Origin of the sequence: Amnibacterium kyonggiense (assembly GCF_004364555.1) — a bacterium.
Lineage (GTDB): Bacteria > Actinomycetota > Actinomycetes > Actinomycetales > Microbacteriaceae > Amnibacterium > Amnibacterium kyonggiense.
In genome coordinates this window covers 310,362-325,110 of record NZ_SOAM01000002.1, presented here as the reverse complement: position 1 = coordinate 325,110, position 14,749 = coordinate 310,362, and the positions used below count along the sequence as shown (strand labels likewise).

16 protein-coding genes are annotated in these 14,749 nt (G+C 72.9%); 11 read left to right on the top strand and 5 right to left on the bottom strand.

Annotated elements, in window-relative coordinates; genetic code table 11:
* The first annotated feature begins 2 nt into the window (after nucleotides 1-2).
* The 7 genes from CLV52_RS09920 (at nucleotide 3) to CLV52_RS09890 (ending at nucleotide 7,995) form a co-directional block, all read left to right on the top strand.
* Complete coding sequence (locus tag CLV52_RS09920) at nucleotides 3-989, top strand: helix-turn-helix transcriptional regulator (RefSeq protein WP_133766189.1); 987 nt, start codon at nucleotides 3-5, stop codon at nucleotides 987-989.
* Entirely contained in the window at nucleotides 982-1,968 is a 987-nt protein-coding gene (locus CLV52_RS09915) for a helix-turn-helix transcriptional regulator (RefSeq protein WP_133766188.1), read from the top strand. Before CLV52_RS09920 ends, CLV52_RS09915 begins: the two co-directional genes overlap by 8 nt.
* A 77-nt stretch (nucleotides 1,969-2,045) precedes the next feature.
* Nucleotides 2,046-2,300, top strand: coding sequence for a twin-arginine translocase TatA/TatE family subunit (locus CLV52_RS09910; protein WP_133766187.1), 255 nt, complete (start codon nucleotides 2,046-2,048; stop codon nucleotides 2,298-2,300).
* Between the two features lie 47 nt (nucleotides 2,301-2,347).
* A complete protein-coding gene (tatC, locus tag CLV52_RS09905; RefSeq protein ID WP_133766186.1) occupies nucleotides 2,348-3,094 on the top strand; it encodes a twin-arginine translocase subunit TatC in 747 nt (248 codons plus the stop codon).
* Between the two features lie 53 nt (nucleotides 3,095-3,147).
* Nucleotides 3,148-5,613, top strand: coding sequence for a DEAD/DEAH box helicase (locus tag CLV52_RS09900; RefSeq protein ID WP_133766777.1), 2,466 nt, complete (start codon nucleotides 3,148-3,150; stop codon nucleotides 5,611-5,613).
* The gene (lnt, locus tag CLV52_RS09895) at nucleotides 5,610-7,226 is read left to right on the top strand and encodes an apolipoprotein N-acyltransferase (protein ID WP_133766185.1); all 1,617 of its coding nucleotides are present in this window, start codon (nucleotides 5,610-5,612) and stop codon (nucleotides 7,224-7,226) included. Before CLV52_RS09900 ends, lnt begins: the two co-directional genes overlap by 4 nt.
* On the top strand, nucleotides 7,213-7,995 hold the full coding sequence (locus tag CLV52_RS09890) for a DNA-formamidopyrimidine glycosylase family protein (protein ID WP_133766184.1): 783 nt from the start codon (nucleotides 7,213-7,215) through the stop codon (nucleotides 7,993-7,995). The genes lnt and CLV52_RS09890 overlap by 14 nt, the downstream gene beginning before the upstream one ends.
* A gap of 59 nt (nucleotides 7,996-8,054) precedes the next feature.
* Here the strand turns inward: CLV52_RS09890 and CLV52_RS09885 are convergent, their stop codons facing one another.
* From CLV52_RS09885 to CLV52_RS09870, 4 genes are all read right to left on the bottom strand, one after another.
* On the bottom strand, nucleotides 8,055-8,426 hold the full coding sequence (locus CLV52_RS09885; RefSeq protein WP_133766183.1) for an RNA polymerase-binding protein RbpA: 372 nt from the start codon (nucleotides 8,424-8,426) through the stop codon (nucleotides 8,055-8,057).
* 98 nt (nucleotides 8,427-8,524) lie between these two features.
* Nucleotides 8,525-9,250 carry a glycerophosphodiester phosphodiesterase family protein gene (locus CLV52_RS09880; RefSeq protein ID WP_133766182.1) on the bottom strand — a complete coding sequence of 242 codons (726 nt, stop codon included), beginning with the start codon at nucleotides 9,248-9,250 and terminating at the stop codon, nucleotides 8,525-8,527.
* Entirely contained in the window at nucleotides 9,247-10,287 is a 1,041-nt protein-coding gene (locus CLV52_RS09875) for an SPFH domain-containing protein (RefSeq protein WP_133766181.1), read from the bottom strand. The genes CLV52_RS09880 and CLV52_RS09875 overlap by 4 nt, the downstream gene beginning before the upstream one ends.
* Complete coding sequence (locus CLV52_RS09870; protein WP_133766180.1) at nucleotides 10,284-10,778, bottom strand: NfeD family protein; 495 nt, start codon at nucleotides 10,776-10,778, stop codon at nucleotides 10,284-10,286. Before CLV52_RS09870 ends, CLV52_RS09875 begins: the two co-directional genes overlap by 4 nt.
* Nucleotides 10,779-10,851: 73 nt before the next feature.
* Between CLV52_RS09870 and CLV52_RS09865 the strand changes: the two genes are divergently transcribed.
* The 4 genes from CLV52_RS09865 to CLV52_RS09850 all read left to right on the top strand — a co-directional run bounded on the left by CLV52_RS09865 (nucleotide 10,852) and on the right by CLV52_RS09850 (nucleotide 14,446).
* The gene (locus tag CLV52_RS09865) at nucleotides 10,852-11,631 is read left to right on the top strand and encodes an SDR family oxidoreductase (protein WP_133766179.1); all 780 of its coding nucleotides are present in this window, start codon (nucleotides 10,852-10,854) and stop codon (nucleotides 11,629-11,631) included.
* Between the two features lie 2 nt (nucleotides 11,632-11,633).
* The gene (locus tag CLV52_RS09860) at nucleotides 11,634-12,083 is read left to right on the top strand and encodes an NUDIX hydrolase (RefSeq protein ID WP_133766178.1); all 450 of its coding nucleotides are present in this window, start codon (nucleotides 11,634-11,636) and stop codon (nucleotides 12,081-12,083) included.
* 41 nt (nucleotides 12,084-12,124) lie between these two features.
* On the top strand, nucleotides 12,125-12,904 hold the full coding sequence (locus CLV52_RS09855) for an EI24 domain-containing protein (RefSeq protein WP_211342671.1): 780 nt from the start codon (nucleotides 12,125-12,127) through the stop codon (nucleotides 12,902-12,904).
* Nucleotides 12,905-13,000: 96 nt separating this feature from the next.
* Nucleotides 13,001-14,446, top strand: a complete 1,446-nt coding sequence (locus CLV52_RS09850; RefSeq protein WP_133766177.1) for an HNH endonuclease signature motif containing protein — start codon at nucleotides 13,001-13,003, stop codon at nucleotides 14,444-14,446.
* 128 nt (nucleotides 14,447-14,574) lie between these two features.
* Here the strand turns inward: CLV52_RS09850 and CLV52_RS18420 are convergent, their stop codons facing one another.
* The gene (locus CLV52_RS18420; protein WP_162850801.1) at nucleotides 14,575-14,742 is read right to left on the bottom strand and encodes a hypothetical protein; all 168 of its coding nucleotides are present in this window, start codon (nucleotides 14,740-14,742) and stop codon (nucleotides 14,575-14,577) included.
* Nucleotides 14,743-14,749: the final 7 nt, after the last annotated feature.

The window sequence follows — 14,749 nt, the reverse complement described above, 5'->3', positions numbered from 1 at the left end:
CCGTGCCGGCTGCGGTCTCGAACGAGGAGCGCCTCTTCAGCCTCGTGCTCGCCCTGCTGGCGACCGAGACGGGGCTGACGAAGGCGGACATCCTCTCCTCCGTGCAGGGCTACCGGCAGCGGTACCGCCCGAACGGCGGCAACGCCTCCCTCGAGCGCCAGTTCGAGCGCGACAAGGAGGACATCCGCGACCTCGGCGTGCCCCTCGAGTCGATCGAGCTGCCCGCCGACCAGGGCGCCGTCCAGTACACGCGGTACCGGATCCCGAAGGGCGAGTACGACCTGCCCGCCGACGTGACCTTCACGCCGCAGGAGATCGCGCTGCTCGACCTCGCCGCGCTCGCGTGGCGCGAGGGATCGCTGTCCGGGGAGTCCCGCCGCGCGCTGCTGAAGCTGCGCTCGCTCGGCATCGAGTCGGAGGAGCCCCTGATCGGCTTCGCTCCGCGCCTCCGCGCCCGCGACGCGGCGTTCGACCCGCTGCGGGCGGCGATCGAGCACCGGCACGTCGTCGTCTTCGGCTACCTGAAGCCGGGGGAGGACCGGGTCCGCAAGCGCCGCGTCGCGCCGCTCGCCCTCGTGCAGTTCGGCGGCCGCTGGCACGTGCACGGGGTCGACCTCGGCGCGAGGGCCCGGCGGACGTTCCTGCTGAGCCGCATCGCGGGCGCCGTGGAGGAGACCGCGGAGGGCTTCGAGACCCCCGACGGCGAGCCGGCCGAGGAGGCGCTCGACGGGCTGACCGCGGTGTTCGCCGCGAACCGCGCACTGCTCGAGCTGCAGCCCGACACCGACGCGGCCGCACGTCTCGGCTCCCGCGGCGAGCCGGCAGCGGAGGGGCGGGTCGCCGTCCACTACACGGACCTCGCACTCTTCGCCGACGACGTCGCCGCGTTCGGACCGGAGGTGCTCGTGCTCGAGCCGCAGGAGCTCGTCGACGCGGTGCGCGAGCGCCTCGCCGCCGTCGTCGCGGCGCACGGGGGCGACCGTGGCTGACGCGCAGCCGCTCCGCGTCCAGGACCGCCTCGCGTTCCTGCTCGCCCTGGTGCCCTACCTGCTCGACAACGACGGCGTCTCCGTCGCGCAGGCCGCGGCGCACTTCGGCGTGCCGGAGCAGCGGATCCGGGACGCGGTCGAGCTCATCGCCATGTCCGGCGTGCCGGGGGAGACGAAGGCGTACCAGCCGAACGACCTCTTCGACATCGACTGGGACCGCTTCGAGCAGCGCGACGAGATCGCGATCACCCACCAGGTCGCCATCGACGACTCGCCGCGCTTCTCTGCGCGGGAGGCCGCGGCGCTGATCGCCGGTCTGCAGTACGTGGCCGCGCTGCCCGCGAACGCAGACCGCGAGACGGTCGCCCGCCTCACCGCGAAGCTCACGCGCTCCGCGAACGGCGCACCCGCGGCGGTCGCCGTCGCGGCGGGCGCGGACACGCGGCTCGGCCTGATCCGGGAGGCGGTCGCCGCCGGCACCGTCCTCGTCTTCGACTACCTGAACGGCCGGGACGAGCGCGAGGAGCGGAGCGTCGAGCCCCTCCGCGTCGAGTCCGTCGACGAGTCCTGGTACCTGCGGGCCTGGGACCGCTCGCGCCGGGCGCTGCGCACGTTCCGCCTCGACCGGATGCGCGACGTCCGCACGGCCCCCGACACGCCCGCCGAGCGGCCCGAGGACATCGAGCTGCCGGAGCGCATCTTCCAGCCGTCGAAGCAGGACCGCTCCGTCACGATCGAGGTGGCCGCCGCCGCGCTGCCGCTGCTCGCCGACTTCCTCGGGGAGCGGCCGCAGACGGAGCCGGCCCGCCGCGGGTGGGTGCGCACACGGCTGCGGATCGCGCACCTGCACGGGCTCAAGCGGCTCGCCGCGGGTCGCGCCGGGCTGCTCGTCGTGGTGGAGCCGGAGGACGCGCGACGCGCCGTGCACGACTGGGCAGTCGCCGGGCTCGCCCGCTACGAAGACCCTTCGACGCGCTGACGGCCGGATCGCGATCCGCGCCGCCGAACGACGGGTGCGCGTCTACACTGCACGAAACGTACTTCGATCGGAGCATCATGGGTCTCTTCGCAGGTCTCACCGGATGGCACCTCCTCGCCATCGCTCTCGTGATCCTCGTCCTCTTCGGAGCGACGAAGCTCCCCGTCTTCGCGAAGGGTCTCGGTCAGTCGATCAAGATCTTCCGCAAGGAGGTCACGGAGGTCCAGGACGACATGGCCAAGGACCGTGCGCAGCGCAGCGACGAGCACCTCGACCGCGAGACCGTCACCACGCCGGACCCGCAGACGCGTCGCGCGTCTGAGGACCGCTGACCTCCACCACGGGCCGGGCGCCGCAGAGCGCCAACGCCGAGCGGCGGATGCCGCTGGTCGAGCACCTCATGGAGCTGCGCAAGCGGCTCATGTGGGCGGCCGTGGCGATCCTCGTCGGCGGTGTGGCCGGCTGGTTCGTCTCGGACTGGGTGCTCCAGCTCCTGACCGGCCCGCTGCTCGGCCAGGGCAAGAAGCTCGCGACGATCAACTTCGGGAACGTCACCAGCGCCTTCGACGTCCGGTTCGAGATCGCGATCATCGTCGGCATCGTCATCACGAGCCCGATCTGGCTGTTCCAGATCTTCGCGTTCCTGACGCCGGCGTTCACGCGGCAGGAGAAGAAGTACGTCTTCGGCTTCTTCTTCAGCGCGGTCCCGCTGTTCCTCGCGGGCTGCGCGGCCGGGGCCCTCGTCATCCCGCACATCGTCGGCCTGATGGTCAGCTTCGCGCCGATCAACACCGCGAACCTGCTCGACGGCAAGGCGTACCTCGACTTCGTGCTGCGGCTGATCCTGGTCGTCGGGGTCGCGTTCGTGCTGCCGGTCTTCGTCGTGCTGCTGAACTTCGTCGGCGTGCTGCAGGGCCGGACGATCCTGAAGTCGTGGCGCATCGCGATCCTGGCGGTCACGATCTTCACGGCCATCGCGACGCCGTCCGCGGACATCATCTCGATGGTGCTGCTGGCGATCCCGATGATCGTCCTGTACTTCGTCGCCGTCGCGGTCGCGCTCGTCCACGACAAGCGCAAGGCCAAGCGGGACGCAGCGATCCTCGAGGGCGCGGGTAGCCTGTAGTCGTGGCCCGCAGACCGGTGGACTCGTCCGCCGGGCCGGTCCAGCACCGTCCGGTGGACGCGTCCGCCGGCCCGGCGCTCCTCTCGCCCGCGGAGCGCTACGCGGCCTCCCGGCTGCGGCAGGACCACCCGGCGGTGGAGGCGTTCCGCGCCGGGCTGTCGTTCGACCTGGACCCGTTCCAGGTCGCGGGCTGCGTGGCCCTCGAGGACGGCGACGGCGTGCTCGTCGCGGCGCCCACCGGCGCCGGCAAGACGATCGTCGCCGAGTTCGCGGTCTACCTCGCGATGTCGTCGGTGCGGGACAAGGTCTTCTACACGGCGCCGATGAAGGCGCTGTCGAACCAGAAGTACAACGAGCTCGTCGACGAGTACGGCCCGGACGACGTCGGCCTGCTCACCGGCGACACCGCGGTCAACCCGCGCGCCCGCGTCGTCGTCATGACGACCGAGGTCCTCCGCAACATGCTCTACGCGGAGAGCCCGCTGCTGCAGGACCTGTCCTTCGTCGTCATGGACGAGGTGCACTACCTCGCGGACCGGTTCCGCGGCGCGGTGTGGGAGGAGGTGATCATCCACCTCCCGCAGACGGTCCGGCTCGTGTCGCTGTCGGCGACCGTGTCGAACGCGGAGGAGTTCGGCGACTGGCTGCAGGCCGTCCGCGGGCGGACCCGGGTGATCGTCTCCGAGGAGCGCCCGGTGCCGCTCGAGCAGCACGTGCTCATGCGCACGAAGCTCGTCGACCTGTTCGACGCGACCCAGTCGGCCTCCGGCGGCACGCCGCGGGTCAACCCCGAGCTGCTCCAGATGTCGCGCTACGGCGGCCGGACGATCTCGTCCCGGCAGATGCAGGACGTCGGCCGGCGGCACTCGAAGGGCGGCGCGCCGCGCGGGTTCGCGATGTCGCGGAGCGCGCTCACCGACCTGCTGCGCGAGTCGAACCTGCTGCCCGCCATCTTCTTCGTGTTCAGCCGCGCGGGCTGCGACGCGGCCGTCCGCCAGGCGATGCGCGACGGCGTCCGACTCACGGAGGCGTGGGAGCGGCAGGAGATCCGCGCGATCGTCGAGGAGCGCTGCCGCACCCTCCTCGACGAGGACCTCGCCGTGCTCGGCTACTGGCAGTGGCTCGAGGGCCTCGAGCGCGGCGTCGCGGCCCACCACGCCGGCCTCCTGCCCGCCTTCAAGGAGGTCGTGGAGGAGCTCTTCCAGCGCAAGCTGGTGAAGGTGGTCTTCGCGACGGAGACGCTCGCCCTCGGGATCAACATGCCGGCCCGCACGGTGGTGCTCGAGAAGCTCGAGAAGTTCAACGGCGAGAGCCGCGTCCCCATCACACCGGGGGAGTACACGCAGCTCACCGGCCGCGCCGGGCGGCGCGGCATCGACGTCGAGGGCCACAGCGTCATCTGCTGGCAGGAGGGGCTCGACCCGCAGGCGGTCGCCTCGCTCGCCTCCCGTCGCTCCTACCCGCTGAACTCGTCGTTCAAGCCGACGTACAACATGGCGATCAACCTGATCGACCGGTTCGGGCGCGACCGCACCCGCAGCATCCTCGAGTCCTCCTTCGCGCAGTACCAGGCCGACCGCGCGGTCGTCGACCTGGCGCGGAAGGTGCGGCAGCAGGAGGAGTCGCTCGCCGGCTACGAGCGGGCGATGCAGGACGAGTCGGGGGCGTCGGGCGACGTGGCCGAGTACGCCGCGATCCGCCGCGAGATCAGCGACCTCGAGAAGGCCGGCTCGCGCCCGGGCGACCAGTCCGCGAAGCAGCGCGAACGACGTCAGCGCGAGATCACGGACCTGCGCCGCCGACTGAAGGCGCACCCCGCGCACACGTCGCCGCGGCGCGAGGAGCTCTCGCGGTGGGCGGAGCGGTGGTGGCGCCTCAAGCGGCAGACCGAGCAGCTCCAGCAGCAGATCGCGACCCGCACCGGCGCCGTCGCGCGCGTCTTCGACCGCGTCAGCGAGGTGCTCCTCGCCGAGGGGTACCTGGAGGTGGACGAGGAGGGCGAGGTCCGGCCGACGATGCACGGGCGGATGCTCGCGCGCATCTACGGGGAGCGGGACCTCCTGCTCGCGGAGAGCCTCCGTCGGCAGGTCTGGAGCGGGCTCGACGCGCCCGCCTTCGCCGCGCTCGCGACCGTCTTCGTCTTCGAGGCCCGCCGCGAGGAGGGCGTCGTCGCGGAGCACTGGCTGCCGAAGGGCCCGTTCCGGGAGGCCTGGAACCGGCTCGAGGGGCTCTGGGAGCGACTCGACGACCTGGAGCGCTCGCACCGGCTGCCCGGGTCGAACCTGCCGTCGATCGGCCTCTGCAACGCCATGCACCGCTGGGCCCGCGGCGGCGCGCTCGACGCGGTCCTCCGGGACGCGGACCTCCAGGCCGGCGACTTCGTCCGCTGGACGAAGCAGGTGATCGACCTGCTCGACCAGATCACGCAGGTGGGGGAGGGGCGCACCGCCCGGACCGCCCAGCAGGCGATCGAGGCGATCCGGCGCGGGGTGGTCGCGTACAGCAGCGTGGGCGCATGAGCGCGCTGCTCACGCGCCCGGCGTCCGCGCCGAGCCGCGCGCCGCGCGGCGACCGCGTCCGCGCACGCGCCGAGCTGTCCCTGCCCGTCGCGCTCGTCGTCGCCGCGGCGAGCGGGCTCGTGCTGTCGTTCGCCTATCCCGGCGCGGGCATCTGGGTGCTCGCGTTCCCCGGCGTCGCCGGGGCGCTCGTCGCCCTGCGCGGCCGCGGCTTCCGGTCCGGCGTCCTCGTCGGGCTCGTGTTCGGCGTCGTCTTCTGGTTCTCGCTCGTCGACTGGGTGACGCTCTTCCTCGGACCGGTGCCGCTGCTCGCGCTCGGGACGCTCGAGGCCCTCCTCGTCGCCCTCGGCAGCGGGCTCATCGCCGTCCTGTACCGCAGCACCGCCCGGCTCTGGCCGTCGGCCGGGGGGCGGGTCGTGCTCACGCCCCTGCTCGTCGCGGCGACCTGGACGGCGCGCGAGGTCGTCGCGGGCACCTGGCCCTACGGCGGCTTCGACTGGGGTGCGGTGGCGCTCAGCCAGTCGCAGTCCCCGTTCGCCTACCTCAGCGCCTGGTTCGGCACCACCGGCCTCTCCTTCGTCCTCGTGTGGCTCACGGCGCTCGGCGTGGCGCTGGCGACCGAGCCGCGCGCACTCGGCGTGCTGCGGCTGCAGGCCGCGCTGCCCCGGGTGCTCGCGATGGCGGTCGTCACGGGCGCGCTGCTCGCGATCCCGACCTTCCCGATCACGGTGACGGGCTCGATGCGCGTCGCCGCCGTCCAGCCGAACTCGCACGCCGGCTACTTCGACCCGAAGTACGACCCGGCGGCGAACCTCGAGCAGACCGTCCGCGCGACGAGCCCGGCGCTCGGCAAGGAGGTCGACCTCGTGGTCTGGCCCGAGGGCGCGGCCATGTACGACCCGATCACCGACCGCGGGCTTCAGCAGCAGCTCGAGTACGTCACCCAGGCCGTCGGCGCGCCGCTGCTCACCGGAGCCATCACGGAGCGCGGCGGCCGCACCTACAACTCCTCGCTGCTCTGGTCGAACGGCGGCATCGCCGAGCTCTACGACAAGGTGCGGCCCGTGCCGTTCGGCGAGTACGTGCCGGACCGGGCGTTCTGGACGCCGTTCGCCCCCGACCTCCTGAAGCTCATCGGCCGCGACTACACGCCCGGCACGCGGTCCTCGGTGATGCAGGTGGGCCGCGCGCGGGTCGGCGTGAACATCTGCTTCGACATCGTCGACGACGGGCTCATCCTCGGGTCCGTGCAGCAGGGGGCGCAGCTCCTCATCGCGCAGACGAACAACGCCGACTTCGGCGACACGGACGAGAACGAGCAGCAGCTCGCGATCGCGCGGCTCCGCGCCATCGAGACCGGTCGCGCGCTCATGAGCGACTCGACCGTGGCGTCGACGACCGCGATCGGTCCGGACGGCCGGACGCTCGCGGCCGCGAAGCCGTTCACGACGCAGACCCTCGTCGTCGACCTCCCGCTCGCCTCCGGCATCACCCCGGCCGTGGCGTTCGGCGTGCCGCTCGGCGCGACGATCGCGCTGCTCGGGGGCGTGCTGCCGGTGCTGCTCGCCGTGCTCGCGCGTCGGCCGCGGCGGCGCGCTCCCGATGCCCGAGGGTGACTCGGTCTTCCGGCTCGCGATCCGACTGAGAGCGGCGCTCGACGGCCGCGAGCTCGCGGCCGGCGAGCTGCGGGTGCCAAGACACGGCGGCGCCGACCTGGCCGGCCGTCAGGTGCTCGAGCACGCGACGCACGGCAAGCACCTGCTGCAGCGCTTCAGCGGCGGCCTGACGCTCCGCACCCACCTCCGGCTCGACGGGTCGTGGACGATCACCCGGGAGAACCGCGCGGTGCCGCGCCGGATGCAGCCCGACGTGCGGGTGCGGCTCGCGACGACGACCGGCACGACCGCCTGGGGCGTCTCGCTGCCGATCGTCGAGCTCGTCGAGACCCGGGACGAGGCGTCCGTGGTCGGCTTCCTCGGACCGGACCCGCTGCGGTCGGACTGGGACGCGGGGGAGGCGGTTCGGCGCATCGGGGCCGACTGCGGCCGGGCGGTGCTCGAGGCGATCCGCGACCAGCGGAACCTCGCCGGGCTCGGCAACCTCTGGGTGAACGAGGTCTGCTTCCTGCGGGGCGTGCACCCGGATCGGCCCGTCGGGGACGTGGACGTGCCCCGGCTCGTCCGCCTCGCCGCCCGGATGCTCCAGCACTCCGCGACGCATCCGGACTCCTACCAGGTCACGACGGGTGACCGCCGGCGCGGGTCGTCCCACTGGGTGGTCGGCCGCGCGGGCCGGCCCTGCCTGCGCTGCGGCACGACCGTCGTCGGGCGCGGGCTCCATCCGGGCCGCACGTACTGGTGCCCGCACTGCCAGCCGCTCGGCTGACCGCGGGCGGACAGACGGAAGGCGCCGGTCCCGACGGGACCGGCGCCTTCCAGGACCTCCTAGGAGGCCTTCTTGTCGTTCGTCTTGCCGCGGCGCGCGCGCAGGTACTGCAGGCGCTCCTCGAGCAGCTCCTCGAGCTCGGCGCGGGTGCGCCGCTCGAGCAGCATGTCCCAGTGGGTCCGCGGCGGCTTCGTCTCCTTGACGGTGTGGGCCGCGAGCGAGCCGTCCGCCTCGAGCAGCTGGCCCTCCTGGCCCGACTTCGGGCTCGTCCAGCGCTCGGGGATCTCCGCCTCCGCCGCGAACGTCACGGAGAACGTGCTCCCGTCGGCGGCACGGTACTCCCGCACCTGGCGCTCGGAAAAGACGACGCCCTCCTCGCTCTGCAGGCTCTGCCCGCCGAGCCGCATCCCACGCAGACTGCGATCAGCCATCGATGTACCCCTCTCCCCGCGTCCGGTCTAACAGGCGTTCGGGGCCGAGGATTCCGCTGAGGGGGTTTCTCAGAACCTTCTCAGAGCGTGTGCACCCGTCACCGCAGCGCATCGCGGGCGAGGTCCGGACGGTCGGTCACGATGCCGTCGGCGCCCCGCGCCACGAGCTCGCGCATCCGCGCCGGATCGTTCACGACCCAGAAGTGCACCTCGACGCCGGCCGCATGCATCTCGGCGATGCTCCACGGCGTCGCGAGGTCCGTGCGGAGGGCGCGCTCCGGGATCTGCACGGCGTGCACGCGGCGCAGCGCGAGCCGCGTGACGGCCGGCGTGCGCAGGCGCAGCCCGCCGACGACACCGAGGATGGAGCCGGAGGACGCGGAGGTCGCGGCCGTCGGGACGAGGCGGAGGACCTCCCGGCGCCGACGGCCGGAGAACGACGTGAGGAGCACCCGCTGCGCGGCCGCCGCGGCCGTGACCGCCACCCCGGTCGGCGCGACCGCCGCCGCGTGCTTCACGTCGATGTTGAAGCGGGCCTCGGGCAGCGCCGTCAGCGCCTCCGCCAGGGTCGCCGCGGCGGGCAGTGCGGCTCGGAGCTCCGACAGGGTCAGCGACGAGACGTCCCGGCCGTCCGGCGTCGTCGCGTCGTGCACGAGCACGGCGACGCCGTCCGCGGTCGCCCGCACGTCGGTCTCGAGGTGCGTCGCACCGGCGGCGATCGCCGCCTCGAAGGCGGCGATCGAGTTCTCCGGGGCCTCGAGGGCGAGACCGCGGTGCGCCAGGATCCGGGGGAGGAGCTCGTCGAACCAGCCGGTCCGGCTCACTTGGGCTCGGCGGGCGGCGCGGGCTCCGCGGGCACGGCGGGAGCCGGAGCAGGCTCGGGCGGCCGCACCGAGGAGGGCGCCTCCTGCGCGGGCTTCGGCGGGCGCGGTGCCGCAGCGGCGGCGCCGGCGGCCATCTGCTGCACGGTCTGCCCGAACCCGGCGCCGACGCCCTTCAGCGCCTCCGTGAGCTCGGACGGCACGATCCAGAGCTTGTTCGACTGCCCCTCGGCGATCTTCGGCAGGGTCTGCAGGTACTGGTAGGCGAGCAGCGGCCCGTCCGGGTTCCCCGCGTGGATGGCGTCGAAGACGGTCTGGATGGCCTTCGCCTCGCCCTCGGCGCGCAGCACGCGGGCCTTCGCCTCGCCCTCCGCGGACAGGATCTGCGACTGCCGCTCGCCCTCGGCCTGCAGGATCGCCGCCTGCTTCGTGCCCTCCGCGGTGAGGATCTGCGCGCGGCGGCTCCGCTCGGCGCGCATCTGCTGCTCCATCGAGTCCTGGATGGACACGGGCGGCTCGATCGACTTCAGCTCGACGCGGTTCACGCGGATGCCCCACTTGCCCGTCGCCTCGTCGAGCACGACGCGGAGCTGCCCGTTGATGTTGTCGCGGCTGGTCAGCGCCTCCTCGAGGTTCAGGCCGCCGACGACGTTGCGGAGGGTGGTGGTGGTGAGCTGCTCGACGGCGACGAGGTAGTTCGCGATCTCGTAGGTCGCCGCGCGCGCGTCGGTGATCTGGAAGTAGACGACCGTGTCGATCGACACGACGAGGTTGTCCTCGGTGATGACCGGCTGCGGGGGGAAGGACACGACCTGCTCGCGGAGGTCGAGCAGGGGCCGCAGCTTGTCGATGAACGGCACGAGCAGGTTCAGGCCCGGCGTGAGCGTCTTGTGGTAACGCCCGAGCCGTTCCACGACGCCCGCTCGCGCCTGCGGCACCACGCGGATCGCGCGCACGAGCACGACGATCACGAAGATGACGACGACGATCGCGAGCGCGATCAGGAACAGCTGGCCGAGGAAGGCGCCTGCGTCGCTCATGGGGTCGCTCCGGTTCCGGGGGTCGGGGGTAATGCGGGCGCGACGACGGCGGTGGCCCCGTCGATCCCGATGACGGTGAGGCGCGCGCCGACGGCGACCGGCTCGTGCTCGTGGTGGGCGTCGAGGCGGGCCGTCCAGGTCTCGCCGTTCGCGAGCCGGGCGTAGCCGGTGCCGTCGACGAAGGAGGCCGTCGCCCGGGCGCTCATCCCGTGCAGCGCGTCGACGTTCGTCAGCTGGCGGGGCTTGCCGGCGACGAGTGCGCGGTAGAGCACGGGCCGGATGAGGAACACGAGCAGGGCGGAGAGCACGGCGGCCGCCACGACCTGCAGCGGGGCCGGCCAGCCGAGCAGCCAGGTGCCGAGGCCGCCGACCAGCGAGCCGACCGCGATCATCGCGAAGACGAGGCTCAGCGTGACGAGCTCGAGCACCACGGCCACGACGGTGATCACGAGCCAGAGCACCCACGTGTAGGCGAAGAGGTCGGGGAACACGGGCGCACTCCTATGCCGGGACTCGAACCGTAGCACCGGGCGCACCCGTGCACGACCGGTATGGTTCGGAGCCGTGACCGACGCAGCAGCCGAGCCCGTTCCCACGCGCAATCGAGCGCTGATCACCGGTTCCTCGCGAGGCATCGGGGCGGACACCGCCGTGCTCCTCGCAGAGCGCGGATTCGACGTGGTCGTGAACTACCGCGACGAGAAGAAGGTGCGCCGCGCGGACCAGGTCGTGGAGAAGGTCCGGGCCGCGGGCGGTGAGTCGTTCGCCGTGCGCGCGGACCTCACCGACGGCGAGTCGGTGGAGGAGCTCTTCCGCGCCGTCGTCCGCGAGTGGGGCGGCCTCGACCTCCTGGTGCTGAACGCGTCGGGCGGCATGGAGGCGGGCGCCGCGGAGGACTACGCGCTCCGGCTCAACCGTGACGCGCAGGTGCGGGTGCTGGAGGCCGCGGTGCCGCTGATGGATCCCGGCTCCCGCGTCGTGTTCGTCACGAGCCATCAGGCGCACTTCATCCGGACGACGCCGACGATGCCCGAGTACGAGGCGGTCGCCCGCAGCAAGCGCGCGGGGGAGGACGCCCTCCGTGCCCTGATCCCGGCGCTCGAGGACAAGGGCATCGGCTTCGTCGTGGTCTCCGGCGACATGATCGAGGGCACCGTCACCGCGCAGCTGCTGAACCGGGCCAACCCCGACGCGCTGAACTCGCGGCGGGAGGCGGCGGGCCGCCTCTACAACGTGAACGAGTTCGCGCAGGAGATCGCCGCCGCGGCCGTGGAGCCGATCCCGGAGAACCGCACGCGGTTCGTCGGGGACCTCTCGAGCTTCGCCCCGATCCCGGGGGAGTAGCGGTGCCGTCCGAGCGGTCGACCGCGCGGCTGGTCGTCGCGGACGCCGACGACCGGGTGCTCCTCTTCCTCACCTACGGCAAGGACCACGCGGTGCCGCCGCGGTGGATCACGCCCGGCGGCGGCGTCGACCCCGGCGAGGACTTCGCCGCGGCCGGGGTGCGGGAGCTCCGCGAGGAGACCGGGCTCGTCGTCGAGTCCGTCGGCGAGCCGTTCGCGCACGTCGACGTCGCCGTCGACACCGCCTGGCACCCGTACGAGCTCGGGCACTGGGCGTGGTTCGCCGTCCGCACCGAGCGCTTCGAGCCGAGCGACGCCGGCTGGATGCCCGACGAGCGGCTCGACATCGTCGCGTCACGCTGGTGGACGGCGGACGAGCTGGAGGCGTCGGGGGAGCGGTTCGAGCCGGACGACCTCCCGGCCCTGATCCGCGAGGGCCTCGCCCGCCTCTGAAACACCGCCGACCGCTCAGCGTGCCGCGGGAGGATCGAGCCGTGCGCGACCTCCTCCGCGGTGTCGGCGATCTCGGCCGCGGCTTCCGCCTGTGGGGGAGCAGCCCGCGCCTCATGCTGCTCGGCGCGGTGCCGGCGCTCGTCGTCGGCGCGGTCTGGCTCGGCCTCCTCGTCGCGCTCCTCACCTCCCTCGACGGCGTCGCCGCATCGCTGACGGCGTTCGCGGACGACTGGGACGAGCCGTTCCGCGGCACGGTCCGCCTCGCCGCGGGGGTCGCGGTGCTCGTGCTCGCGGTCGTGGTCGGCGCCCTCTCGTTCACGGCCGTGGTCCTCACGGTCGGCGACCCGTTCTACGAGCGCATCAGCCGGGCCGCGGAGGAACGGCTCGGGAACGCGCCCGAGGAGCGCGACGAGCCGCTCGTGCGGGGCGTCCTGCGGGCGGCGCGGGACGGGCTCGTCCTGCTGCTCGCGTCCGTGGTCATCGGCCTCGTCTCGTTCCTGCTCGGCCTGATCCCGCTCGTCGGCGCGATCATCGGGGGCGTGTTCGGCGCGGTGGCGGGCGGCTGGTTCCTCGCGGTCGAGCTGACCGGTACGCCCTTCGACGCCCGCGGCTTCCGCCTGCGCGAGCGCCGTCGCGTCCTCGCGCGGTCCCGCCCCCGGGTGCTCGGGTTCGGGATCGTCACCTGGGTGCTCTTCCTCGTCCCGTTCGGCGCCGTCGTCGTCATGCCCGCCGCGGTTGCGGGCGCCGCGGTGCTGAGCCGTGCCGCGCTCGCCGCAGACCGGCATGCAACGGGGTCGGAACGGGCTGCCGGACCCTCGTGAGATCGTTGCGCGCCACCTCATCCGTTTTGCAGATTCCCAGATCACACGGCGAATTCGGTCTTGCAGAGCTCCGCACAGCGGGGTAGGATCGAACACGTGTTCGGGAACCCTGCGGCGGCGGTCGAGAGCCCGAACGAGGCCGCGCTCCGCACCGATGTGGTCGCGCGGCCGGTGATGCCGATCGGGCGCGTCGACGGCGCCGTCGGGAGCGTGGTGATCGAGCAGCGCCATGATCCGGTGCTCGTCACGGACGACGATCGGGAGCGCTTCGCGGAGGAGCAGCAGGACGCCCTGTCCCAGGTCGAGGCCGACCTGCGACGAGCGGACGCCGACCGCACCGTCGCACTCATCGACGCCTACGAGGCGTCGATGCAGGATCTCGCGGGTCGCTACGGCACGCAGTACGGCGAGCGCGGCTCGCTCGGAGCGCAGTCCTTCTTCCAGTCGATCGGGCTGCGGCTCGGGATGTCGCCGCTCCGCGTCGCGCGCCTGCTCGACACGGCGGTCCGGCTCCGCGACGACCTGCCGGCGGTCTGGGCCGCGTACCTGGACGGCGCCGCCCCCTGGAGGGCCGTCGAGCTCGCCGCGGACCAGGCGGAGGGACTCGACGACGAGCACCTCGCGGCCTACGACGAGCAGGCCGCGGTCGCCGTCGTCGCCGCTCCGGCCTCGCGCCTGAAGGCGAAGCTGCACACGATCCGCGAACGCCTGCAGGACGACACCGCGGGGGAGCGGAGCGAGCGGACCCGCGCGATGCGGAGGGTGACGATCGACCACGGGCACGACGGCGCCGCGACGATCGCCGCGACCGGGCCGGCGATCCCGATCGTGGGATTCGACCAGGCACTGACGAAGGCGGCGATCGCCGCTCGCCTGCGGGAGGGGGAGACCCGCTCGGTCGGGCAGCTCCGCTTCGACATCATGATGGATCTGCTGGTCGAGGGCATCAAGCAGCAGGCCGACCCGGCATGGGCGGGCCTCCGGGTGCCGATGCGGAAAGGCGTGATCCCCGCGCCGATCGTGACGATCCCCGCCCTCGCGGCCCTCGGCAGGACCACCGAGCAGGCCCGACTGGTCGGCTACGGCCCGGTGTCCATCGAAGCCGCGAAGGAGCTGGCGGGGGAGGCGCCCTCGTTCCTCCGCGTCCTGACCGATCCCTTCACCGGCGTCCGGATCGCGATGGATCGGACGACGCGGAAGCCGCCCGCGGACATGCGCCGGTGGGTGACCCTCCGCGACGAGCTCTGCCGCTTCCCCGGCTGCAACCGTCCCGCGCACCTCTGCGACCTCGATCACGTGCAGGAATGGCAGGACGCCGGCGTCACCGACATCGGCAACCTCGTGAGCCTGAGCCGCCCGCACCATCTCGCGAAGTCGGTCGGGCTGTGGGACGAGGAGCTGCGGGAGAACGGGAGCGTCGACTGGCGGAACCCGTGGGGCGAGGTCTTCACGGACCCGCCGTCGAACCCGTCCGATCCAGCGCCGCCGGAACTCGTCGAACCCGGCCCGGCGGATCCACCCGGCGACGACTGCCCGTTCTGATCCGAAACGTCACGATCCGGCTGCGATCGTGAGCGACCTCAGCAAACTGACATAAGAGACATTATGAGCGGGCTGCTTCAACCCGAACTCTGAGCGCCGATAATGCACATTATGTCAGCCGGACCGGATCACGGGTGGATCGGGGCCGTGATGAACGCCGCCGCGGTCCTCTCCGGTCCGGAGACCGAGAAGCGCTCCGGGTCGCAAAGCGGGTCGGCCCGCTGCCAGATCACCAGCGCCAGGTCGCCGGTGCGGGCGCGGATCTCCGCGGCGTCGAGAGCGGGCTCGTCCGTCACCTGCCAG